Genomic DNA, 25,943 nt, shown 5'->3' with positions numbered 1-25,943 from the left:
TCACAGGGCGTCGTCGTCCTCGACTAGGTCGTCGAGCGCCATGCTGATCAGGCTCTCGGCGTCCATCGCGTCGATCGACGGTCCGCCGGGTCCGCCGGTCGCCGCCGGCTCCGGCGCGGGTCGCAGCCCGGCGAGTTCGAGCAGGCTGTCCAGCAGGCCGGCCTCGCGCAGCCGTCCCACCGGAATGGCGGCGAGCGCGGCCCGCACGGTGTCCTCCTCCTCGCGCGGCCCGTCGTCGGTGCGCGGGGCAAGCTCGGCGGCGAGGTGCTCGGTGAGCGCGACCGGTGTGGGATGGTCGAAGACGAGCGTCGCGGTCAGCCTGAGTCCGGTGGCCTCGTTGAGCCGGTTGCGGAACTCGACGGCGGTCAGCGAGTCGAACCCGAGGTCCTTGAAGGGCAGGTCGTTCTCGAACTCCTCGACGCCGAGCACCGACCGGGCCTCGTCCCGCACCAGCCGCAGCAGCCGTTCGGTCCGCTCCTCGGGGGCGAGCCCGGCCAGTTCACGGCGCAGGGCTGCCGAGGCCGCGGCCGGCGCCCCGGACGCAGTCCGGCGCGGCGCCCGCACCAGGGAGCGCAGGAGCGGTGCGACGCGGGCGGGTTCGCGTGGGGCGAGGTCGAGACGGGCCGCCAGCAGGACCGGTTCGTCGCGGCCGACGCCCGTGTCGAACAGGGCGAGCCCCGCCTCCGCGTCGAGGGCGAGCACGCCTCCGGAGGTGACGCGGCGGGTGTCGGTGTCGCCGAGCCGGTCGGCCATGCCGCCGCTGCCCGCCCAGGCGCCCCAGGCGAGCGAGACCGCGGGCAGGCCGAGCGAGCGGCGGTGGGCGGCGAGGGCGTCGAGGAAGGTGTTGCCCGCGGCGTAGCCGGACTGGCCGGGGCTGCCGAGCAGACCCGCCGCGGAGGAGAACAGCACGAACGCCGTGAGCGGCCGTTCCCGGGTCAGTTCGTGCAGGTGCCAGGCGGCGTCCAGTTTCGGCCGCAGGACCGCGTCCAGCCGTTCGGGGGTGAGCGAGGTCAGGACGGCGTCGGCGAGTACGCCCGCGGTGTGCACGACGGCGGAGACCGGGTGCTCGTCCAGGACCCGGGCGAGAGCGGCGCGGTCGGCGGCGTCGCAGGCGACGACGGTCACCCGCGCACCCAGCCCGGTCAGCTCCTCGCGCAGCTCGGCCGCGCCGGGCGCCTCGGGCCCGCCGCGGCTGAGCAGCACCAGCCGCTCGGCGCCGTGCGCGGTGACCAGGTGCCGGGCGACCAGCCGGCCCAGGGCGCCGGTGCCGCCGGTGACGAGGACGCCGCCGGACCAGTCGGCCGGGGCGGCCGCGTCCAGGCGTGGTGCGCGCACCAGCCGGGGGACGGTCGATCCGCCGTTGCGCAGGGCCAGTTGGGGTTCACCGGAGGCTACGGCGGAGGGCAGCAGGCGGCGGGAGGCATCCGTGTCGTCCAGGTCGGCGAGGACCAGGCGGTCGGGGTGCTCGGACTGGGCGGAGCGGATCAGTCCGCACGCGGCGGCGGCGCCGACGTCGGTGACGGCCCCGGGCCCGGTCGCTCCGTGTGTCGCCACCACCAGGGTGGTGTCGGTGAACCGGGCGTCGGCCAGCCAGTCCTGCACCTGGGTGAGCAGGTGCCGGACGCCGGCCCGGACCGCGTCCGCTCCGTCGCCCCCGGCGTGCACGACGACCAGGGTGTCCGGGGTCTGTTCGGCGGCCTCGGCCAGGTCGTCGGCGACGCCGGCCTCCGCGACCTGGCCGGCCAGGGCGCGGGCCAGTTCCTCGCGGCCGGGGCCGAGCACGGTCCACCGTCCGGCCTGCGGGGCCACGGGCACGGAGACCGGCACCCAGTCGAGGGCGAACAGGTCGTCGTGTCCGCCCGCCGCGGCCGCGGCGATCCGCTGCGGGTCCACCTCCCGCAGCGACAGCGACGCGACCCGGGCCACCGGCCGGCCGGTCTCGTCGGCGGCGTCGATGCGCACCGCGCCGGCACCGGCCGGGGCGATCCGCACGCGCAGGGCGGCCGCGCCCCGCGTGGACAGTTCCACGCCGCTCCAGGCGAAGGGCAGGGTCATGCGCTCCTCGGCTCCCGCGCGCAGCCCGATGGTGTGCAGGGCGGCGTCGAACAGCGCGGGGTGCAGCCCGAACGCGGCGGTGTCGGCCGGGACGGCGACCTCGGCGTACACGTCCTCCCCGGCCCGCCAGGCCGCCCGCAGGCCCTGGAAGCGAGGCCCGTAGTCGGCGCCCAGTTCCGCGAGCCGCTCGTAGACGCCGGCCAGGTCCACGGGTTCGGCGGCGGGCGGCGGCCAGGCGGTGAGGTCGTGCACGGGCGTCTCCTCGGCGGGCCGCAGTACGCCGGTGGCGTGGGTGGTCCACGGGTCGCCGTCGGCCGCGGCGGCGTACACGCGGAAGGCGCGGGCGCCGGACGTGCCGGGCTCGCCGACCGTGCACTGGAGGCGTACGGCGCCGTCCTCGGGCAGGACCAGGGGCTCGGTGACGGTCAGCTCCTCCACCGCGCCGCAGTCGACGCGGGCGCCGGCGGCGAGGGCCATCTCGACGAAGGCGGTGCCGGGCAGCAGCGCCACTCCGCCGACGGCGTGGTCCGCCAGCCACGGGTGATCGGCGAGCGAGAGGTGACCGGTGTACAGGGTGCCGTCGGCGCCGGCGAGTTCGACGGCGGTGCCGAGCAGCGGATGGTCGGCGGCCGGGCGCGGCAGGCCGAGGTCGCCGGTCATCCAGTGGCGGCTGCGCTGGAAGGCGTAGGTGGGCAGGTCCGAGCCGTCGCGGTGCGGCAGCAGGGCCGTCCAGTCGACGGCACGGCCGTGCACGTGCAGGGTGGCGAGCCCGGTGAGCAGGGCGTCGGTCTCCTCGCGGTCCTTGCGCAGCAGCGGTACGACGGCCGTCCCGTCCGGCAGGCACTCACCGGCCGCCGCGGTCAGCGCGCTGCCCGGGCCGACCTCGGCGAAGTGCCGTACGCCGGCCCCGTGCAGGGCGGTGACGGCGTCGGCGAAGCGGACGGCCTCGCGGGCGTGCCGCACCCAGTACTCCGGGCCGGACAGCTCGTCCGGGGCGGCCGGGGCGCCGGTGAGGGTGGACACCAGCGGGATGCGCAGCGTGCCGTACGACAGGGACGCGGCGATCTCGCGGAACTCCTCCAGCATCGGTTCCATCAGGGCCGAGTGGAAGGCGTGGCTGACGGCCAGCTCCTTGCCGCGTTCGAAGCGTGCCGCCAGGGCGCGGGCCGGACCGGCGGGGCCGGAGACGACGACGGACGTCGGCCCGTTGACGGCGGCGATCCCCACGCCGTCGCGCAGCAGGGGCGCGACCTCGTCCTCGCCGGCGCGTACGGCGATCATCGCGCCGCCCTCGGGCAGGGCCTGCATGAGGCGTCCCCGGGCGGCGACGAGGGTGCAGGCGTCCTTCAGGCCGAGCACGCCCGCGACATGGGCGGCGGCGAACTCACCGACGGAGTGCCCGGCGAGCAGGTCGGGCCGGACGCCGAACGACTCCAGCAGCCGGTACAGGGCCACTTCGACGGCGAACAGCGCGGGCTGGGTGTACGCGGTGCGCTCCAGCAGTTCGGCGGAGTCGAGGACGTCGGTGAGCGGCCGGTCCAGCAACGGGTCGAGCTGGGCGCGGACCTCGTCGAAGGCGGTGGCGAAGGCGGGGAACGCCGCCGCGAGCCGGGTGCCCATGCCGGGCAGCTGTGAGCCCTGGCCGGAGAAGAGGAAGGCGAGCCGGGCGTCGGCGGCGGTGCCGAGGACGCCGGACCGCGGTGAGCGGCCCTCCGCCACGGCCTGTACGCCCGCGGTCAGTTCGCCCCGGGTACGGCCGAGGACGGCGGCCCGGTGCGCGAGCCGGGTGCGGGCGTGGGCGAGCGCGCCGGCGACGCGGTGCGGGTCGGCGTCCGGGGTGGCGGACAGGTGGTCCAGCAGCCGCGCCGCCTGGGCGCGCAGGGCGTCCGGGGTGTGGCCGGAGAGCAGCCACGGTACGGTGCCGGCCGGCGGGGCGGTGGGCTCGGGCGCGGACTCCTCCGGTTGCGGCGCGGCCTCGACGATCACGTGCGCGTTGGTGCCGGAGATACCGAACGACGAGACGCCCGCGCGGCGCGGACGGCCCGGGTCGGGCCAGGGCCGGTTCTCGGTGAGCAGACGGACGCCCGCGCCCTCCCACTCCACGTGCCGGGACGGCCGGTCGATGCCGAGGCTGGCCGGCAGGGTCTCGTTGCGGAGGGCCTCGACCATCTTGATGACCCCGGCGACACCGGCCGCGGCCTGGGTGTGGCCCAGGTTGGACTTCACCGAGCCGAGCCACAGCGGGTGGTCCTCGGTGTGCTCGGCGCCGTAGGTGGCGATCAGCGCCTGGGCCTCGATGGGGTCGCCGAGGGTGGTGCCGGTGCCGTGGGCCTCGACCACGTCGACCTCGGCCGCCTCGACACCGGCCGCCTGCAGGGCGCGCCGGATGACCCGCTGCTGGGCGGGGCCGTTGGGGGCGCTGATGCCGTTGGAGGCGCCGTCCTGGTTGACGGCGGTGCCCCGCAGCACGGCGAGGATCTTCCGGCCGTTGCGGCGGGCGTCGGAGAGCCGTTCCAGCAGCAGGACGCCGGCGCCCTCGCCGAAGCCGGTGCCGTCGGCGGCGTCCGCGAAGGGCTTGCAGCGGCCGTCCCGGGACAGTCCCCGGTGCCGGCTGAACTCCACGAAGGTGCCCGGGGTGGCCATGACGGTCACTCCCCCGGCCAGCGCCAGGGAGCAGTCGCCCTGCCGCAGGGACTGCGCGGCCAGGTGCAGCGCCACGAGCGACGAGGAGCAGGCCGTGTCGACGGACAGGGTCGGGCCTTCCAGGCCGAGGGTGTAGGCGACGCGGCCGGAGACCACGCTGCCGGAGCCGAAGCTGCCGAAGTAGTCGTGGTACATGACGCCCGCGAACACACCGGTGTCGGAGCCGCGCAGGCGGGCGGGGTCGATGGAGGCGCGTTCCAGCGCCTCCCAGGAGGTCTCCAGCAGCAGCCGCTGCTGGGGGTCGGTGACCTCGGCCTCCTCGTCGTCCATGGCGAAGAACGCCGGGTCGAAGTCGGCGGCGTCGTACAGGAAGGCGCCGTGCCGGGTGTAGCTGGTGCCCGGCCGGTCCAGGGTCGGGTCGTAGAGGTTCTCGACGTCCCAGCCGCGGTCGGCGGGGAACTCGCCGACCGCGTCCCGCCCTTCGGCGACCAGCCTCCACAGGTCCTCCGGCGAGGCGATGCCGCCGGGGAAGCGGCAGGCCATGCCGATGACGGCGATCGGTTCGTCGGCGGCGCCCCGGGGCGTGCTGCGAGCGGTCGCCCCGGCCAGGGTGCCGGTGAGTTCGCCGAGCAGATGGCGGGCCAGTTCGGCGGGGGTGGGGTGGTCGAAGACGAGGGTGGCGGGCAGCCGCAGGCCGGTCGCCGCGGTCAGCCGGTTGCGCAGTTCGACGGCGGCCAGCGAGTCGAAGCCGAGTTCCCGGAACGCCAGGGTGCGGCCGACGTCCTGGGCGGAACGGTAGCCGAGGATGGTCGCGACGTGGCTCTGCACGAGTTCGGTGAGGAACGGTTCGCGCTCCGCCTCCAGCAGTCCGGCGAGCCGGTCGCGCAGGGCGTCGGCGCCGCCGGTCGCGGTCTGCCCGGTCGCCGCACCGGTCCGGCGTACGGGCACGAGGCCACGGAACAGCGGGGCCAGGCCCTCGCCCTGGGCGCGCAGGGAGGTCATGTCCAGCTTCACCGGCAGGACGGCGGGGTCGTCGCCGCGCAGGGCGGCGTCGAAGAGGGCGACGCCCTCCTCGGCCTCCAAGGGCGCGACACCGCCGCGGGCGATGCGTGTGAGGTCCGTCGCGTCGAGGGTGCCGGTCATGCCGCCGGCCTGCGCCCACAGGCCCCAGCCCAGGGAGTACGCGGGCAGTCCCAGGGTGCGGCGGTGTACGGCGAGGGCGTCGAGGTAGGCGTTGGCGGCGGCGTAGTTGGCCTGACCCGGCGAGCCGAGCGTCGCGGCGGACGAGGAGAACAGCACGAATGCGGACAGGTCCAGGTCCGCGGTGAGTTCGTGCAGGTTCCAGGCCGCGTCGGCCTTCGGCCGGAACACGGCGTCGATCCGCTCCGGGGTGAGGGAGGTGAGCACTCCGTCGGCGAGGACACCGGCCGCGTGGATCACGGCGGTCAGCGGCCTGTCGGCCGGTACGGCGTCCAGCACGGCGGCGAGCGCGGCCCGGTCGGCGACGTCACAGGCGGCGCTCGTCACCTGGGCACCCAGAGCGGTGAGTTCGGCGACGAGTTCGTCGGCGGCACCGCTGCGGCTGAGCAGCAGCAGGTCCCGCACACCCCGCTCGGCGACCAGATGCCGGGCGAGAACACGGCCGAGGGCGCCGGTGGCGCCGGTGAGCAGGACGGTGCCGTCACCGAGCCCGGGGCGCCGACCGGCATCGGCGGCCGGGCCGGACCCGTCGGGCGTCCGGCCGGAGCCCTCGGTGGCCGGGACCGGGCCGTCGGTGGCCGTACGGGTGAGGCGCGGCACCTGCCAGGCGCCGTTGTGGTGGGCGAGGTGCGGTTCGCCGGTGGCCACCGCCTCGGCGAGGCGATCGGTGTCCGGCTCCTCCTCGGACTCGACGAGCACGATGCGCCCGGGGTTCTCGGACTGGGCCGAGCGGACCAGTCCGCCGACCGCCGCGCCCGCCGGGTCGGTGCCGGTGACGACCACCAGGGTGGGTTCGTCGGCGGCCAGCCCGGCGCGCAGCGCGTCGAGGACCGTGTCGACGGCCGCCCGGGCGTCCGCGGCGCTCACCCCGGCCGGGGCGCGCACCACCTCCACCGCGCCCGCGGCCGCCGCGGGCGGTGGGGCCGGCACCCAGTCGATCCGGTACAGCGCACCCGCACGCGCCGAGCGGGCAGCGGCGGCCAGCGCCTCGGTCCGCAGGGGCCGCAGGGCGAGCGACTCGACGGTGGCGACGGGCGCGCCCGTGGGGTCGGCGAGCGTGAGGGAGACGGTGCCCTCGCCGGTGGCCCGCACGCGGACGCGCAGCGCGGTCGCGCCGGTGGCGTACAGCCGTACCCCGGACCACGCGAACGGCAGCAGGGCCTCGTTGCCGGCCGCGTCGGTGAGGCCGACGGTGTGCAGGGCGGCGTCCGACAGGGCCGGGTGCAGCCCGAAGCCGTCGGGCGCCGCATCGGTGGCGACCTCCGCGTAGAGCCCGTCCTCGGCGCGCCAGGCCGCACGCAGGCCCCGGAACAGGGGTCCGTAGCCGAGTCCGAGGGCGGCGAGTTCGTCGTACAGGCCGTCGAGCGGGACCGGTTCGGCGCCCTGCGGGGGCCAGGCGGACAGCGGGTCGGCGGTGGCCGCGACGGTGCCGGTCGGGGCGAGCAGGCCGTCGGCGTGCCGGGTCCACGGCAAGTCCTCGTCGGGGCTCTCCGGACGCGACCAGACGGTGACCGGGCGGGTCTCTCCCCCGGGTGGGCCGACGACGACCTGGAGCTGGACGGCGCCGTGGTCGGGCAGCACCAGTGGCGCGTGCAGGGTGAGTTCGGCGATGTCGCCGCAGCCGACCTGGTCACCGGCGCGCAGGGCCAGCTCCAGGTGTCCGGTGCCGGGGAAGAGCAGCCGGCCGCCGACCCGGTGGTCCTCCAGCCAGGGCTGGGTGCCGGGCGAGAGGCGGCCGGTGAGCACGGCGCCCTCGCTGTCGGCCCGCACCATCGCGGCACCCAGCAGGGCGTGGTCCGTGGGGGCGAGCCCGGCGGAGGTGACGTCGGCGCCGTTCGCGGTGCTGTCGAGCCAGTACCACTCGCGCTGGAAGGCGTAGCCGGGCAGCGGGACGCGGCGCGGGCGGCGGCCCTCGGCGACGGCCGCCCAGTCCACGGCGGCGCCGTGGGTGAAGGCTTCGCCGAGGGCGGTCAGCAGCCTGTCCCGGCCGCCCTCGTCGCGGCGCAGGGAGCCCACGGCGGCCACGGCGTCGTCGGTCTCCTGGATGCCGACGGTGAGGACGGGGTGCGGGCTGGACTCGATGAACAGCTGGTGCCCGGCGGCGACGGCGGCGCGCACCGCCTGTTCGAACAGGACGGTTCCGCGCAGGTTGGTGTACCAGTACCCGGCGCCGAGTTCCGCGGTGTCGATCGGGCCGCCGGTGACCGTCGAGTAGAACGGCACCTGGGTGCCGCGCGGCTCGATGCCGTCGAGGACGTCCGCGAGCCGTTCGCGCAGGGCCTCGACGTGGGCGCTGTGCGAGGCGTAGTCCACCGGCAGGCGCTTGGCGCGGACCTTCTCCGCCCGCAGCCGGGCGAGGAGCTCACCGAGGGCGTCGGGGTCGCCGGACACCACCGTGGAGGCGGCGCCGTTGACGGCGGCGACCGACAGCCGGCCGCCCCAGTCCGCGAGCCGGGCGCGGACCGCGTCGGCGCCCTCGCCGACGGACATCATGCCGCCCGAGCCGGACAGCAGCTCGGCGATGGCCTGGGACCGCAGGGCGACGACACGGGCACCGTCCTGCAGGGACAGGGCGCCGACCGCGCAGGCGGCGGCGATCTCCCCCTGGGAGTGGCCGATGACCGCGGCCGGGGTGACGCCGTAGGCGCTCCAGGTGTGCGCGAGGGACACCATGACGGCCCACAGCAGCGGCTGGACGACGTCCACGCGGTCGAGGTCACCGCGCAGTTCGGCGTGGAAGTCCCAGTCGGTGTACGGCGCCAGCGCGGCGGCGCACTCGGCCATGCGGGTGGCGAACACCGGTGATTCGTCCAGTAGTTGAGTGGCCATCCCGGACCACTGGGTGCCCTGTCCGGGGAAGACGAACACGGGGCGGGCGCGGCCCGGCGCGATGCCCTCGGCGAGGTTGCGGGCGGTGCCGCCGTCGGCCAGCGCGGCCAGGGCGGCGCGCAGTTCGGCCGGGTCCGGTCCGGTGATGGCGGCCCGGTGGGTGAAGCGGGCCCGGGCGGTGGCCAGCGTCCAGCCGATGTCGGACGGGTCGAGCCCGGGGTGGGTGTCGAGATGGCCGAGGAGCGCGGCGGCCTGGCCGGCGAGTGCGGCGGGCGTCCTGGCGGTGAGCAGCCAGGGGACGGCGGGTCCCGCGGGTCCGGTGTGATCCGGCTCGGCGGGGGCGGGCGGGGCCTGTTCGAGGATGACATGGGCGTTGGTGCCGCTGATCCCGAACGAGGAGACACCGGCCCGGCGCGGCCGGCCGTGCCGCGGCCACTCCCGCTCCTCCGTCAGCAGCCGCACCTGTCCGGCGTCCCAGTCGACCTTCGTGGACGGCTCGTCCACGTGCAGGGACCTGGGCAGCATCCCGTGCCGCATCGCCATCACCATCTTGATGACACCCGCGACACCGGCGGCGGCCTGCGTGTGCCCGATGTTCGACTTCACCGAGCCCAGCCACAGCGGCTCACCGGCGGGCCGGTCCTGCCCGTAGGTGGCCAGCAGCGCCTGCGCCTCGATCGGGTCACCCAGCGTCGTACCCGTCCCGTGCGCCTCCACCACGTCCACGTCGGCGGTGGTGAGGCGGGCGTTGGCCAGGGCTTCGAGGATGACGCGTTCCTGGGACGGGCCGTTGGGGGCGGTCAGGCCGTTGGAGGCGCCGTCCTGGTTGACGGCCGTCCCGCGGACCACGGCGAGGACGTCGTGGCCGTTGCGACGGGCGTCGGAGAGCCGTTCCACGACCAGGACGCCGACGCCCTCGCCCCACACGGTCCCGCCCGCCGCGTCGGCGAAGGCACGGGTGCAGGCGTCGGGAGCGAGCGCGCCCTGCCTGCTGAACTCGATGAACGTCTCCGGGGTGGCCATGACGGCGACCCCGCCGACCAGGGCGAGGCTCGACTCTCCCTGCCTCAGGGACTGGGCGGCCAGGTGCAGCGCCACCAGCGACGAGGAGCAGGCGGTGTCGACGGACAGCGACGGGCCCTCCAGGCCCAGGGTGTAGGCGACACGGCCGGAGATGATGCTGCCGGAGCCGAAGCTGCCGAAGTAGTCGTGGTACTGGACGCCGGCGAACACGCCGGTGCGGCTGCCCTTGAGGGTGTGCGGGTCGATGCCGGCGCTCTCGAGCGCCTCCCAGGACGCCTCCAGCAGCAGCCGCTGCTGCGGGTCCATGACGAGGGCTTCCTTGGGGCTGATGCCGAAGAACGGGGCGTCGAACTCGCCCGCGTCGTGCAGGAATCCGCCCTCGCCGACATAGGAGGTGTCGGGGCGCTGCCGGGTGGGATCGACCACACGGTCCACGTCCCAGCCCCGGTTGGCGGGGAACGGGGTGATGGCGTCGGTGCCGCCGGCGACCAGCCGCCACAGGTCCTCGGGGGTGCGGACGTCACCGGGGTAGCGGCAGGCCAGGCCCACGATGGCCAGTGGCTCGTCCGCGCGTGCCGTGCCGCTGCGGCGGCCGCCGCGACGCGCCCCGGTCCGGGCGCCGCCGGTCAGGGTGCCGAGGTGGGCGGCGAGCGCTTCGGGGGACGGGTGGTCGAAGACGAGGGTGGCGGACAGCCGTTGCCCGATCTCGGCGGACAGGGAGTTGCGCAGCTCGATGGCGGCGAGCGAGTCGAAGCCGAGGTCCTTGAAGGCCCGGTCGGTCTCCACGCTGCCGGGGTCGGCGTGCCCGAGCACGCCGGCGACATGGGCGCGGACCGTGTGCAGCAGGGCCTCGGCACGCTCCTCGTCCCCGAGTGCGGCCATCCGCTCGGCGAAGGCGGGGCCGGCGTCCTCGGTGGCGGCCTCCGGGCGCACCGGGCGCCCCACCAGCGCACGCAGGACGGGCGCGAGGCCGCCGCCCTGGGCGCGCAGCGCGGGCAGGCTGAGCCGTACCGGCGCCAGCGCGGGACGTCCGGCGCGCACCGCCCGGTCGAACAGGGCGGTGCCCTCCTGCGCGGACAGGGCGGTCATGCCGCCGCGCGTCATCCGGGCGCGGTCGGCCTCGTCGAGGGAGCTGGTCATGCCGCCGGACGGGGCCCACGGCCCCCACGCCAGGGACAGTGCGGGTGTGCCCTGGGCGTGGCGGTGGGTGGCGAGGGCGTCCAGGAAGGCGTTGGCGGCGGCGTAGTTGCCCTGGCCCGGGGCACCAACGGTGCCGGCGACGGACGAGAACAGCACGAACGCCACGCGGTCCCCGATGAGTTCGTGCAGGTGGAGTGCGCCCAGTGCCTTCGGGGCGAGGACCGTGTCGATCCGCTCGGGGGTGAGCGAGGAGACCACGCCGTCGTCGAGGACGCCTGCGGCGTGGACGACAGCGGTGAGCGGGTGAGCGGCCGGGATGCCGGCGAGGACGGCGGCGAGGGCGTCCCGGTCGGAGACGTCGCACGCGTACGCGGCCGCGGTGGCGCCGAGAGCGGCGAGTTCGGCGATGAGGTCGTCGGCGGTGCCGGACCGGCTGACGAGCGCGAGACGGCGGACGCCGTAGGCGGTGACCAGGTGGCGGGCCAGCACCGGGCCGAGGCCGCCGGTGGCTCCGGTCAGCAGGACCGTTCCCTCGGGGTCGAGCGCGAACTCCGGTGCGTCGGCGGGGACTTCGGCGCGCACCAGCCGGGCCGCGCGGGCGGTTGCGGAGCGCAGCGCGATCTGCGGTTCGCCGCAGGCGAGGACGGCGGGCGGTACGGCGGCGTCCGCGTCCGGTTCGAGGTCGACCAGCACGAACCGGTCCGGGTTCTCCGACTGCGCGGAGCGCACCAGGCCCCACACGGCCGCACCGGCCAGGTCGGGCACGTCCTCCCCGGCGACGCTGACCGCGCCGCGGGTGACGACGGCCAGCGGGCGGGGGTCCTCGTCCTGCAGGGCGGCGAGCGCGGTGTGCAGGGCCTCGCGCACGGCGGCGGCGTCCGTTCCCGGCGTGCTGTGCAGCACCCGGTGGTCGGTGCCGGGGGCGTCGGTCTCCAGGGTCAGCGGCTGCCAGTCGAGCGTGAACAGGGCGTCGGCGCCGGTGTCCCGGGGGGCGTGCAGCTGGGTGAGCGGGCGGGCGGCGAGCGAGGTGACCGTGGCGACGGGGGCGCCGGTGGCGTCGGCCAGGTCGACGGCGAAGGAGTGCGGCCCGGTGGGGACCAGCCGTGCCCGGAGCACGGAGGCGCCGACGGCGTGCAGGGTGACGCCCGCGAACAGGAAGGGCAGCCGCGCGGTGTCGTCGGCGGATCCGTCGCCGAGCAGGGCCAGGGAGTGCAGGGCCGCGTCGAAGGCGGCCGGGTGCAGGCCGAAGCGAGGCGCGTCGGCGGCGGGCCGGTCCGGCAGCCGCACCTCGGCGAACAGTTCCTCGCCGCGCCGCCAGGCGGCCGTCAGCGCCCGGAAGACGGGGCCGTACGCGAGGCCGGCGGCGGCGTGCCGCTCGTACAGGCCGCCGGTGTCGAGGGGTTCGGCGTCCTCGGGAGGCCAGACGTCCAGGCGGGCGCCCGGTGAGCCGGTGCCCGCGGCGAGCAGGCCGGAGGCGTGCAGGGTCCAGGGTTCGTCGGCGGGCAGGCTCTCGGCACGGGCGTACACCTGCACCGTGCGGGCGCCGGACGCGTCGGGCGCCCCGACGGCGACCTGAACGCGAACGCCGTCGTCCGCGGGCAGCACCAGCGGTACTTCCAGGGCGAGTTCCTCCAGGTGCCCGCAGCCGACCTGGTCGCCGGCGCGGACGGCGAGTTCGACCATGGCGGTGCCGGGGACGACGACCCGGCCGCCGACGACGTGGTCGGCGAGCCAGGGGTGGGTGCGCACCGACAGCTGGCCGATGAGCACGGCGCCGTCGGAGCCGGCGAGCACGGTGGCCGCGCCGAGCAACGGGTGGTCGGCGGAGTCCAGGCCCGCCGAGCCGACGTCGCCGACCGCCGCGGCCGTCTCGGGCCAGAACCGCTCGCGCTGGAAGGCGGTGGTGGGCAGGTCGACCGTGCGGGCACCGGTGAACAGCGCGGTCCAGTCCACGGCGGCCCCGCCGGTGTACAGCTGGGCCACGGCGGTGAGCAGGGTCTCGGTCTCGCCTCGCTCGCGGCGGGTCGCGGCGGCCAGCACGGCGTCGGTGTCCGCGCCGTCGGCGGCCAGGCACTCGCGGGCCATGGCCGTCAGCACCGCGTCCGGGCCGAGTTCGAGGAAGCGGGTGACGCCCGCGGCGGCGAGGGAGCGGATCCCGTCGTGGAAGCGGACCGCCTCGCGCACGTGCCGCACCCAGTAGTCGGGGGTGGCGATGTCCTGGGTGGCGAGGGCTCCGGTGACGTTGGAGACCACCGGGACGGTGGCCCGGTGGAAGGTCAGGGAGGTGACGACCGACCGGAAGTCGTCCAGCATGGGCTCCATGAGCGGCGAGTGGAAGGCGTGCGAGACCTTCAGCCGCCGGCTCTTGTCGAAGCGGGCGGCCACCGCCTCGGCCTCGGTGGCGTCGCCGGAGATCACCACGGAGTCGGGGCCGTTGACGGCGGCGATGCCGACCCGCCCGGTCAGCAGCGGGCGGACCTCCTCCTCGGTGGCGCGTACGGCGATCATGGCGCCGCCCTCGGGCAGCGCCTGCATCAGCCGGCCCCGCGCGGCCACCAGCGTGGTCGCGTCCTTCAGGTCCAGGACGCCCGCCACGTGCGCGGCGGCGATCTCGCCGATGGAGTGGCCGGCGAGATGGTCGGGCGTCAGCCCCCACGACTCCACCAGCCGGTACAGCGCGACCTCGAAGGCGAACAGCGCGGTCTGGGTGCGGGCGGTGCGGTTCAGGGGCTCGGGGTCCCCGCCGAGGACGAGATCGCGCAGGTCGTCGTCGAACAGCGCGCAGATCTCGTCGAAGGCGCGGGCGTACACCGGGAAGTGCGCGTACAGCTCCCGGCCCATGCCGGCGCGCTGCGAGCCCTGCCCGGTGAACAGGAAGGCGGTCTGTCCCTTGCGGACGCGGCCGACGGCGGTGGCCTGACCGCCTTCGGCGAGGCGGGTCATGGCCGGCAGGAGCGCGTCGCGGCCGTCGCCGAGGACCACGGCCCGGTACTGGTGGGCGGTGCGGGTGGCCGCCAGGGAGTGGGCGACGTCCACCGCGTCCGGTTCACCGGCGGCGGCCACCACACGGGCGGCCTGCTCGCGCAGGGCGCGCTCGGTACGGCCGGAGATCACCCAGGGCACCAGCGGCGGCGCCGTACGGGGCCCGGTTTCTGCCGGTTCCTCGGTGGGGGCCTCCTCCAGGATGGTGTGCGCGTTGGTTCCGCTCGCGCCGAAGGAGGAGACGGCGGCGCGGCGGGGGCGGCCGGGCTCGGTCCAGGGCCGGTTCTCCGTCAGCAGCCGGACCCGGCCCTGGTCCCAGTCGACCTTGGTGGAGGGCGCGTCGGCGTGCAGCGTCTTCGGCAGGACGCGGTGCCGTATCGCCATGACCGCCTTGATGATGCCGGCGACGCCGGCCGCGGCCTGGGTGTGCCCGATGTTGGACTTGACCGAGCCGAGCCACAGCGGGGCGTCCTGCGGCCGGTCCTGCCCGTAGGTGGCGAGCAGCGCCTGCGCCTCGATCGGGTCACCCAGCGTGGTGCCGGTGCCGTGCGCCTCCAGCAGGTCGACGTCGGCCGGACCGAGCCGCGCCGAGGCGAGCGCGGCCCGGATGACGCGCTGCTGGGACGGTCCGTTGGGCGCGGTCAGGCCGTTGGACGCGCCGTCCTGGTTGACGGCGGAACCGCGGACCACGGCCAGCACCTGGTGGCCGTTGCGCCGGGCGTCGGCGAGCCGTTCCAGCACCAGCATGCCGGCGCCCTCGCTCCAGCCGGTGCCGTCGGCCGCGTCCGCGAAGGACTTGCAGCGGCCGTCCGGGGCGAGACCCCGCTGCCGGGAGAAGGCGATGAAGTTGCCCGGCGTGGACATCACGGTCGCGCCACCGGCCAGGGCGAGCGTGCACTCCTTGTTGCGCAGGGCCTGTACGGCCAGGTGCACCGCGACGAGCGCCGAGGAGCAGGCGGTGTCGATGGTGACGGCCGGGCCCTCCAGGCCCAGGGTGTAGGAGATGCGGCCGGAGATCACGGCGGCCAGCACGCCGGTGCCGAGCGCCGCCTCGCTGTCCTCGGGCGTCTTTGCCAACAGGTCCTTGTAGTCCTGGCCGTTGGTGCCGGCGAACACCCCGATCCGGGCGCCGTGCGCCGAGTCGGGGGCGATCCGGGCCCGCTCCAGGGCCTCCCACGACACCTCCAGCAGCAGCCGCTGCTGCGGGTCCATCGCGACCGCCTCGCGGGGGCTGATGCCGAAGAAGTCCGGCTCGAACCCGGCCGCGTCGGTGAGGAACCCGCCGCGCGTGACGTAGCTCTTGCCGGTGGCGTCCGGGTCGGGGTCGTACAGTGCCCCGACGTCCCAGCCCCGGTCCTCGGGGAAGTCACCGATGGCGTCGGTGCCGTCGTGGACGAGCCGCCAGAGCTCCTCAGGGGTGGTCACGCCGCCGGGGAAGCGGCAGCTCATCCCGACGATGGCGATGGGTTCCCGGTCCTGGGTCTCCACCTCGCGCAGCCGCTGACGGGTCTGGGCCAGGTCGGCGGAGACCCGCTTGAGGTAGGAGAGCAGCTTTTCGTCGTTGGTCATCGGGTGTCGCCACTCCTGTGCGAAGAGGTGGACTGCGGCGGGGCCGGGGTGTCGTGGGAGGGTCGCCTCACGCCGAGCCGAGTTCGTTGTCGATGAAGGCGAAGACGTCGTCGGCGGAGGCGTCCTCCAGGCGTCCGGCGACGGCGGCGGCGTCCTGGCCGAGGGTCTTGTTCAGGTCGCTGAGCAGGGACTGCAGCCGGGTGGTGATCCCGCCCTGCTCGATGTCCTCGGCGGTCAGGCCGCCGAGCCGGGCCGCGACCCGGTCGAGTTCGGCGAGGACCGAGTCCACGGTGGTGTCGGCGCCCGCGAGTTCGGTTCCCAGGTGCTTGGCGAGCGCGGCGGGCGTGGCGTAGTCGAAGATGAGCGTGGCCGGCAGCGGCACCCCGGCGGCGGCGCTGATGCGGTTGCGCAGGTCGACCGAGGTGAGGGAGTCGAAGCCGAGGTCGCGGAAGGCGGTGGCCGGCTCGACCGCGTCGGCGCCGGCGTAGCCGAGGACGGCCGCGGCCTGGCCGCACACCAGCTCCTGCAGGGCGCGCTCGCGTTCGCCGCCGGTGAGGCCGGCGAGCTTGTCGGCGAAGCCGTCGACCGCACCGGTGTCCTGCGCGCTCGTACCGGGGCGTGCCCCGGGCAGGGCGGACAGCAGGGGGCTGGGCCGGGTCGCGGTGAACGCGGGCGTGAACGTGGACCAGTCGACGTCGGCGACGGTGACGGTGGTGTCGCCGCCGTCCAGGGCGCGTCGCAGTGCCGCCAGGGCGCGGGCGGGGTCGAGGAGGGACATGCCCATCGCGCGGGCGGCGGAGCGGACGGTGCCGTGGGCGGCCATGCCGTCGCCGCCCCAGGGTCCCCAGGCCACGGAGGTGGCAGGCAGTCCGGCCGCGCGCCGGTGCTCGGCGAGGGCGTCCAGGAAGGCGTTGGCTGCGGCGTAGTTGGCCTGTCCGGCCCCGCCGACCGTCGCGGTCAGGGAGGAGAACAGCACGAACGCCGACAGGTCCAGGTCCGCGGTCAGTTCGTGCAGATGGCGGGCGGCGTCGGCCTTGGGGGCGAGGACACCGGTGATGCGTTCGGGGGTGAGCGCGTCCAGGACGCCGTCGTCGAGGACGCCGGCCAGGTGTACGACGGCGGTGAGGGGGTGCTCGGCCGGTACGGAGTCCAGCACCGCTGCCAGCGCCCGGCGGTCCGCCACGTCGCAGGCGGTGACGGTCACCCGGGCGCCGCTGCCGGTGAGTTCGTGGACGAGGTCGGCGGCGCCGGGCGCGTCCATGCCGCGGCGGGACGTCAGCAGCAGATGGTCGGCGCCCTCGGCGGCGAGCCATCGGGCGACGGCCGTACCGACAGCGCCGGTGGCACCGGTGACCAGCACCGTGCCGGACGGCTTCCAGGGGGCGCCGGCGCGGGCCGGGGCGTGCTCCAGCCGTCGGCCGTAGGCACCGGATTCGCGGATGACGACCTGGTCCTCGCCGCCGGCGTCGCCGAGCAGCGCGGCCAGCCGGGCGACGGTCTGCGGACCGATCTCGGCGGGCAGGTCGACCAGTCCGCCCCAGCGGTCGGGGTGCTCCAGGGCGGCGACCCGGCCGAGGCCCCACACCTGGGCCTGGTCGAAGCCGGTGACGGTGGCGGCGGTCCCGTGAGCGACGGCATCGCGGGTCACGCACCACAGCGGGGCGGTGATCCCGGCGTCACCGAGGGCCTGGACGAGCGCGGCGGTCGCGGTCGACTCCCGTGCGGGCGCGAGCAGGGACAGCACGCCGTCGACGCCGTCCCGGCCGGCCAGCAGCGCGGCCAGTTCGGCACGGCCGGCCGTGCCGGGGGCCGTGAGGGTGTCGACGCGCAGGCCTCGCTCGACGAGCCCGGTCAGGAGGGCGGCCGGCCATGGGTCGTCGGTGGCCGGGACGACGGCCAGCCAGTGCCCGCCGGACGCCGGGGTGGCGGCGGGGGTCAGCGGCTCCCAGGTGACCCGGTAACGCCAGCCGTCCGCGGCGGCGTTGGCCTGTCGCTGCTCGTGCCAGGCGGCCAGGGCGGGTACGACGGCGGCGACGGACGTCTCGTCGGCGACGCCGAGGGTGGCGGCGACGGCGGGCACGTCCTGGTCCCGTACCAGCTCCCAGAACGGGTCGGCCGCGTCACCGCCCGCGCGGGCGGCGGCGGAGCGCTCCGCCTGCAGGATGGGGGCGTCCTCCCAGTGCCGGTCGCGGCGGAACGGGTAGGTGGGCAGGTCGACCCTGCGGCCCCCGGCGAACACGGCCGTCCAGTCGGGGCCGGTGCCGGTCAGATGGAGGCGGCAGACGGCGTCGACGAGGGCGGTGTCCTCGGCCCGGTCCCGGCGCTGTGCGCCGATGACGTCGGGCACCACGTCCTGCGCCATGTTGGTGAGTACCGAGTCGGGGCCGACCTCCAGGAAGCGGGTGGCGCCCTCGGCCGCCAGGGTGGTGATCCCGTCGTGGAAGCGGACGGCCTCGCGGACGTGCCGCACCCAGTAGTCGGGGGAGGTCAGTTCGTCGGTCATGCGCCCTGTGACGTTGGAGACGACCGGCAGGGCGGGCTGGTGGAAGGTGAGGCCGGCCAGCACCTCGCGGAACGCGTCGAGCATGGGGTCCATGCGGTGGGAGTGGAAGGCGTGCGACACCTTCAGCCGGGTGGACTTCTCCACCTCGGCGGCGACGGCGGCCACGGCGTCCTCGTCGCCGGAGATCACCACCGCGCGCGGGCCGTTGACGGCGGCGATGTCGACGCCGTCGGTGAGCAGCGGCGTGACCTCGGCCTCGGAGGCCAGGAGGGACACCATCGCGCCACCTGGGGGCAGGTCCTGCATCAGCCGTCCTCGGGCGGCGACCAGGGCGACCGCGTCCTTCAGGTCCAGGACACCGGCGACGTGCGCGGCGACGACCTCGCCGATGGAGTGCCCGGCGAGCAGGTCGGGGCGGATCCCCCAGTGCTCCAGCAGCCGGTACAGGGCGGTCTCGAACGTGAACAGGGCGGCCTGCGTGTACACGGTCTGGTTCAGTGGCGACGAGGCCGGGTCGGCGGCCTCCTCGAACATCACCTCGCGCAGCGGCCGGTCCAGGTGTGCGTCGAAGGCGGCGCAGATCTCGTCCAAGGTGGTGGCGAAGACGGGGAACGCGGCGTGCAGGGTGCGGCCCATGCCGGGCCGCTGGGAGCCCTGTCCGGAGAACAGCATGCCGAGCCGGCCCGGTTCGGGAACGGCCACGGCCGGCAGGCTGCCGTCGGCGACGGCGCGCAGTCCGGTCAGCAGTTCGTCCCGGTCGCGGCCGGTGACGGCGGCCCGGTGGGGGAACACGGCACGCGTGGTGGCCAGCGCGTACCCCACGTCGTACGGGTCGAGGTCGCCGGCGGCCGCGAGCAGCCGTTCCGCCTGTCGCCGCACGGCGTCGGAGCCCTTGCCGGACAGCACCCACGGGACGACGGGCAGCGCGGCCCGCTCCGGGGCCGCCGCGCCGGTCACGAGGGGCGGTGCCTGCTCCAGGATGGTGTGGGCGTTGGTGCCGGAGATGCCGAAGGAGGACACGCCGGCACGGCGGGGGCGTCCGTCGGGGGTGTCCCAGGGGTGGGCCTCGGTGAGCAGCCGGACGTCACCCGCGCTCCAGTCGACGGCCGTGCTGGGCTTCTCGACGTGCAGGGTGCGGGGCAGGGTGCCGTGGCGCATCGCCATGACCATCTTGATGATGGCGCCGACGCCGGCCGCGGCCTGCGGGTGGCCCATGTTGGACTTGATGGAGCCGAGCCAGACCGGCCGGTTGTCCGGCCGGTCCTGCCCGTAGGCGGCGATGACGGCCTGGGCCTCGATGGGATCGCCGAGGGTGGTGCCGGTGCCGTGCGCCTCCACCGCGTCGATGTGGTGCGGGGCGAGCTGTGCGTCGGCGAGGGCCTGCCGGATGACGCGGACCTGGGCCGGACCGCTGGGTGCGGTCAGGCCGTTGGAGGCGCCGTCCTGGTTGACGGCCGAGCCGCGGACGACGGCGAGCACCTCGTGGCCGTTGCGCAGGGCGTCCGACAGCCGCTCCACGAGCAGCATGCCGGCGCCCTCGGCCCAGGCGGCGCCCGCGGCGTCGTCGGAGAAGGAGTGGCAGCGGCCGTCGGGGGACAGCGCACGGCGCTCGCTGAACTCGATGAACATCTCGGGGCTCGCCATGACGGCGGCGCCGCCCGCCAGCGCCAGGGAGCACTCCCCCTTGCGCAGCGACTGGATCGCCGAGTGCAGCGCCACCAGGGAGGAGGAGCAGGCGGTGTCCATGGTGACCGCCGGGCCCTCCAGGCCCAGGGTGTAGGCGATACGGCCGGAGACGATGCTGCCGGAGATGGTGCCGCCGACGTAGTCGTGGTGCATCAGGCCGACGAAGACACCCGTCGGGGTGCCCTTCACCGTGTGGGGGTCGATGCCGGCGCGTTCGAACGCCTCCCAGGTGACCTCCAGCAGCAGTCGCTGCTGCGGGTCGGTGCCGGGTGCGTCCTTGGGGCTGATGCCGAAGAACGCGGGGTCGCACTCGGCGGCGTCGTGCAGGAAGCCGCCGTGGCGGACGTAGGACTTGCCGGGGGCGCCGGGCTCGGGGTCGTAGAACGACTCGACGTCCCAGCCGCGGTCGGTGGGGAACTCGGTGACGACGTCGATGCCCTCGTCGACGATGCGCCACAGGTCTTCCGGGGTGCGCACACCGCCCGGGTAGCGGCAGCCCATGCCGATGATGGCGACGGGCTCCCGGTCCTGCTCCTCCAGCTCCCGCACGCGGCGGCGGCTGCGCTCCAGCTCGGTCGTGGCCCGCTTGAGGTAGTCGCGGAGCTTGCCGGCCGTGGCCGAGTCTTCCATCACAGGGCTCCCAGTTCGTTGTCGATCCTGGCGAAGAGTTCTTCGTCGCTGGCCTCCCGGAAGTCCTCCGGCGCCAGGGGCGCGCCGGCGCGTCCGTGGCTGTCCTGCCAGCTGCGCAGCAGCGCTTCGAGGCGCGCGGTGACCCGGGCGTGGCTGCCGCCCTCGTCCGGCATGCCGTGCAGGGCTGCTTCGAGGCGGTCCAGCTCGGCCAGCGCCGACCGGGCGAGGTCGGCCGGTCCGGGCACGAGCGCGGTCTTGAGGTGGGCGGCGAGGGTCAGGGGGGTGGGCTGGTCGAAGACCAGCGTCGCCGGCAGGGTCAGGCCCGTGGAGCCCGCGAGGAGGTTGCGCAGTTCGACGGCGGCGAGCGAGTCGAAGCCCATCTCCTGGAAGGCGCGCCCCGGCTCCACCGACTCGGGCGAGGGGTGTCCGAGGACGCCGGCGACGTGGGTACGGACCAACTCCAGCAGGGCGCGGTCGCGTTCGGGGTCCGGCAGCGGCGCCAGCCGGTCGCGCCAGGAGGCGGCGGGCGCGCTCGCGGCGGCCTCGGCGCCGCGCCGCCGGGCGGGCCGCACCAGGCCGCGCAGCAGTGCGGGTACGCCGTCCGGCCGGGCGCGCACCGCGGCGGCGTCCAGGCGTACCGGCACCACGACGGCGTCCTCGCCGCCGAGGCCTGCGTCGAAGGTGCGCAGTCCCTGAGCGGGGGTCAGCGGTGGCAGGCCGAGCCGGCGCAGCCGTTCCAGGTCGGCGGCGTCGATGCCGGCGCTCATACCGCCGGAGCCGGACCACAGGCCGTACGCGAGGGAGACGGCGGGCAGACCGAGCGAGCGGCGGTGGGCGGCGAGGCCGTCGAGGAAGGCGTTGGCGGCGGCGTAGTTGGCCTGACCGCCGCCGACCAGCAGACCCGCGGTGGAGGACAGCAGGACGAAGGCCGACAGGTCCTTGTCGCGGGTCAGTTCGTGCAGGTTCCAGGCGGCGTCCACCTTGGGCCGCAGCACGCGGTCGACCCGGTCCGCGTCGAGGGTGGCCAGCACGCCGTTGTCGACCACGCCGGCGGCGTGCACCACGGCCCGCACGTCGTGCCCGGTGAGCAGCGCGGCCACGGCGTCGCGGTCGGCGGCGTCGCACCGGGCGAGGATCACCTCGGCCCCCGCCTCGGCCAGCTCGTCCCGTAGTGCGGCCGCACCGGGAGCGTCCCCGCCGCGCCGGCCGGCCAGCAGCAGGCGCCGCACGCCGTGCTCGACGACCAGGTGACGGGCGATCAGGGCGCCGAGCCCACCGGTGCCGCCGGTGATCAGGACGGTGCCGTCGGGGTCCCAGGCGAGCGGGCCGCCCGACTTGGCGCGGGCCAGCCGCGGCACCCGTACCTCGCCGTCCCGGACCGCGGCCTCCGGTTCGCCGGAGTCGAGCGCGGCGGCGAGGGCGGGGCCGGGAGCGGCGCTGCCGTCGCTGTCGATCAGCAGGAAGCGGCCGGGGTTCTCGGCCTGGGCGGCGCGTACGAGGCCGTGGAGGGGGGCGTGGGTGAGGTCACCGGTGCGCAGCAGCACGGCGAGCCGGCGTTCGGCGCAGCGCTCGTCGGCCTGCCAGGCACGCAGGGCGTCCAGGGTGGCGTTCACCCGGTGCCGCACCAGGGCGGGCAGGTCCAAGGCGGCGTCAGGGGCGGGCGGCACGGCCAGGAGGACGAGCTCGGGCACCGGACCGGCTGCGATGAGGGCGGCCAGGTCCGGATACCGGGGCGGGACGGAGAGGCCGGCGGATTCCGTACCCGTGTCTTCGGTCCGGGTGTCTTCGATCCAGGTCCCTGCGAGGCCGGTTCCGTCGAAGCCCGGGTCGCCCGGGCCCGTACTCTGCGTGCCGGCGCCCTGGAGGCCGCACACGGCCATGGGGGGCACGTCGGCGGCGGACGGGGCGGGCGTCGGGACGAGGTCGATCCGGTACAGCGGGTCGTCGCCGTCCCCGGCGAGCTGGTCGGCGGAGACCGGGCGGGCCACGAGACTGCGGACGGTCGCGACGGGTACGCCGGTGGCGTCGGCGAGGGTGAGGGTGACGGCGTCGGAACCGGCCGGGGACAGGTGCAGGCGCAGGGTGTCGGTGCCCGCCGCGTGCAGGGTGACACCGCCCCAGGCGAACGGCAGCACCGCCTGGCCGCCGGGCAGGTCGAGCAGGTTGACGTGCAGGACGGCGTCCAGGAGGGCCGGGTGCAGGCCGAACGCGGCGGCGGTGGCGCGGGCGCTCTCGGGCAGGGCCGCCTCGGCGAACAGTTCGTCGCCGCGGCGCCACATGGCACGCAGGCCCTGGAAGACCTCGCCGTAGCCGTAGCCGGTGCGGGCCAGGCCGGGGTAGAGGCCGGCCAGGTCGACGGGTTCGGCGTGCGGGGGCGGCCATTCGCCCAGGACGGCCGGGCTGCCCTCGTCCGCACGGGTCACGACGCCGGCGGCGTTGCGGGTCCAGGGCGCGTCGGTGGTGTCGGCGCGGCGGGACCAGACGGTCAGCTCCCGCCGCCCGTCGCGTTCGCCGCCGACGGCGACCTGTACGGCCAGGGCGCCCTGCTCCGGCAGGAGCAGCGGTGCGTGCAGGGTGAGTTCGTCGACGGTGTCGCAGCCGGTGCGCTCCGCGGCCTGCAGGGCCATCTCGACGAAGGCGGTGCCGGGCAGCAGCACCGTTCCGTGTACGGCGTGGTCGGCCAGCCACGGGTGGGAGGCGAGGGAGAGCCGGCCGGTGAGGACCGCTCCCCCGGTGTCGGGCAGGTCGGTCGCGGCGGTCAGCAGCGGGTGCCCGGTGGCGCTCTGTCCGAGGCCGTCGGCGTCGCCGCTGCCGCCCGCGCCGGCCTCCAGCCAGAGGCGTTCGCGCTGGAAGGCGTAGGTGGGCAGGTCGGTGCGCCGGGCGGCGTGCGGGGCGAAGAACGCCTCCCAGTCCACGGCGGTACCGGCCGCGTGCAGCCGGGCCACGGCCGTGACCAGGTCGCGTTCCTCGTCGCCGTCGCGGCGTAACCCGGCGACGGTGACGCTGTCCTCGGGCACGCAGTCCACGGCCAGGGGGGTGAGCGCGGCGTCCGGGCCGACTTCGAGGAACGCGCGTACGCCCAGCTCGTGCAGGGCGGTCATGGCGGGGGCGAAGCGGACGGGCCGGCGGACGTGGTCCACCCAGTAGCCGGGGCTGGTCAGCTCGGCCGGACCGGCGAGGGCGCCGGTGAGCGTGGAGACGACCGGGATCTTCGGCGGCTCGAAGGAGCACCGCGCGGCCGCCTCGGCGAAGTCGGCCAGCATCGGCTCCATCAGCGGCGAGTGGAAGGCGTGCGAGACCGTCAGCCGCCTGCTCCTGTCGAAGCGGGCCGCCAGCGCGTCGACGGCGTCCTCGGCGCCGGAGATCACCACGGAGCGGGGGCCGTTGACCGCGGCGAGGCCGACCCGGTCGTCCAGGTGCGGGGCGACCTCCTCCTCGGTGGCGCGCAGCGCGGCCATGGCGCCGCCCGCGGGCAGGGCCGCCATCAGGGCGCCACGCGCGAGGACGAGGTGGACGGCGTCCGGCAGGGACAGCACACCGGCGACATGGGCCGCGGCCAGTTCACCGACGGAGTGCCCGGCCAGGTAGTCGGGGGTCACGCCCCAGGACTCCAGGAGGCGGTACAGGGCCACTTCGGTGGCGAAGAGGGCGATCTGCGCGTGGTCCGTGCGGGTCAGCACGTCCGCGCCGGTGTCGATCACCTCGGCGAGCGGCCTCTCCAGGCTCCGGTCGGCAAGCGCGCACACCGCGTCGAAGGCCTCCGCGTACACCGGGAAGGCCCGGTGCAGCGCCCGGCCCATGCCGGTCCGCTGCGCTCCCTGCCCGGTGAAGAGGAAGGCGGTCCTGCCGCCCACGCGGGTGAGCGGGGTCGCGGCGGCGAGCTGGGCGAGCAGTTCGCCGGTGTCCCGGCCGACCGCGACGGCGCGGTGCTCGAACTGGGTGCGGGTGGTGGCCAGCGACAGACCGAGGTCGGCCGGACGGGTGCCGGGGTGCGCGTCGAGGTGGTCGCGCAGGCGGGCAAGCTGTCCGGCGAGGGCCTGCCGGGTGCGGCCGGTGACGGTCCAGGGCAGCCAACCGCCCTCCCGTGCGGGCGTGTTGTCCTTCGCCGGCTCGGATTCGGGCGCCTGTTCCAGGATGACGTGGGCGTTGGTGCCGCTGATCCCGAAGGAGGAGACGGCGGCGCGGCGGGGCCGTCCGGCGCCGGGCCACGGTCGCCTCTCCAGGGCCAGTTCGACGGCTCCCGCGCTCCAGTCCACCTGGTCGCTGGGGGCGTCGACGTGGAGGGTGGGCGGTACCTCGCCGTGCCGCATGGCCAGCGCCATCTTGATGACGCCGGCGACGCCCGCGGCGGCCTGGGTGTGCCCGAGGTTGGACTTGACCGAGCCCAGCAGCAGCGGCTCCGCGCGCTCCTGGCCGTAGGTGGCGAGCAGGGCCTGCGCCTCGATCGGGTCGCCGAGAGAGGTGCCCGTGCCGTGCGCCTCGACCACGTCGATGTCGGCGGTGGTGAGCCCGGCACCGGCCAGCGCCTGCCGGATGACGCGCTGCTGGGAGGGGCCGTTGGGCGCGGTCAGACGGCTGCTGGCGCCATCGGAGTTGACGGCGCTGCCCCGGATGACGGCGAGCACCGGGTGGCCGTGGCGCTGGGCGTCGGTGAGCCGTTCGAGCAGCAGCATGCCGGCGCCCTCGCCCCAGCCGGTGCCGTCGGCCGCCGCGGCGAAGGCCTTGCAGCGGCCGTCCGGCGCGAGGCCGCGCTGCCGGCTGAAGTCGATGAACGTCTCCGGCGTGGACATCACCGTCACGCCGCCGGCCAGGGCGAGCGAGCACTCGTCCGACTGCAGCGCCCGCACCGCCCAGTGCAGGGCGACCAGGGAGGAGGAGCAGGCGGTGTCGACGGTGACCACCGGGCCCTCCAGGCCGAAGGTGTAGGCGACGCGTCCGGAGGCGATGCTGGCGGCGCTTCCGTTGGCGAGGTAGCCGTCGAGGTCGTCTGGGACGGAGGTGAGGCGGGTGGCGTAGTCGTTGTACATCACGCCGGCGAACACGCCGGTGCGACTGCCGCGCAGGGAGGCGGGGACGATGCCGGCCCGCTCGAACGCCTCGTGCGAGGTCTCCAGCAGCAGCCGCTGCTGCGGGTCCATGGCGAGGGCCTCGCGGGGGCTGATGCCGAAGAAGCCGGGGTCGAAGTGGGCGGCGTCGTGCAGGAATCCGCCGGTGCGCGCGTAGGTCCTGCCGGACCGCGCCGGGTCGGGATCGTACAGGGCGTCCACGTCCCAGCCGCGGTCGGCCGGGAAGTCCGACACCGCGTCGGTGCCCGTCGCGACCAGTTCCCACAGGTCCTCGGGGGTGGTGACGCCGCCCGGGTAGCGGCATCCGATGCCGATGACGGCGACCGGGCCGTGTGCGCGTTGCTCGTTCTCGCGCAGCCGTCGCCGCGCCTCCCGCAGGTCGGCGGTCGTCCGCCTGAGATAGTCGAGCAGTTGCTCTTCGTTGTTCACCAGCGCAGCCATCCGATCGAGATCGAAGTGAGGGCCTCGGCCGTGCGGTCGCCTCCGGACGGTTTCCGGTCCGCTTCCCCTCCGCCCTCGGAGGCTAGGCAGCCGCCGCTGACACAGGACACCCCTACAGCCCCCAGGGGCCGTGCAGGGGTTAAGGGGGTCGTGGGGAACCGCGCCTCCTGGCCCGC

Annotated in this window: 3 protein-coding genes; all 3 read right to left on the bottom strand. The window is 75.8% G+C overall.

The features are described 5' to 3' along the window. Positions 1-15,441, bottom strand: coding sequence for an SDR family NAD(P)-dependent oxidoreductase (locus tag ACZ7HQ_RS27315; RefSeq protein ID WP_470995014.1), 15,441 nt, complete (start codon positions 15,439-15,441; stop codon positions 1-3). Between the two features lie 67 nt (positions 15,442-15,508). Beyond that, positions 15,509-20,260 (bottom strand): type I polyketide synthase, encoded by a 4,752-nt coding sequence (locus tag ACZ7HQ_RS27310; protein ID WP_470995011.1) that lies wholly within the window; start codon positions 20,258-20,260, stop codon positions 15,509-15,511. After that, on the bottom strand, positions 20,260-25,755 hold the full coding sequence (locus ACZ7HQ_RS27305) for a type I polyketide synthase (RefSeq protein WP_470995319.1): 5,496 nt from the start codon (positions 25,753-25,755) through the stop codon (positions 20,260-20,262). Before ACZ7HQ_RS27305 ends, ACZ7HQ_RS27310 begins: the two co-directional genes overlap by 1 nt. Positions 25,756-25,943 lie beyond the last annotated feature (188 nt).

This window comes from Streptomyces sp. NPDC037290 (genome assembly GCF_055603245.1).
This window is presented reverse-complemented; position numbering and strand designations above follow the sequence as displayed.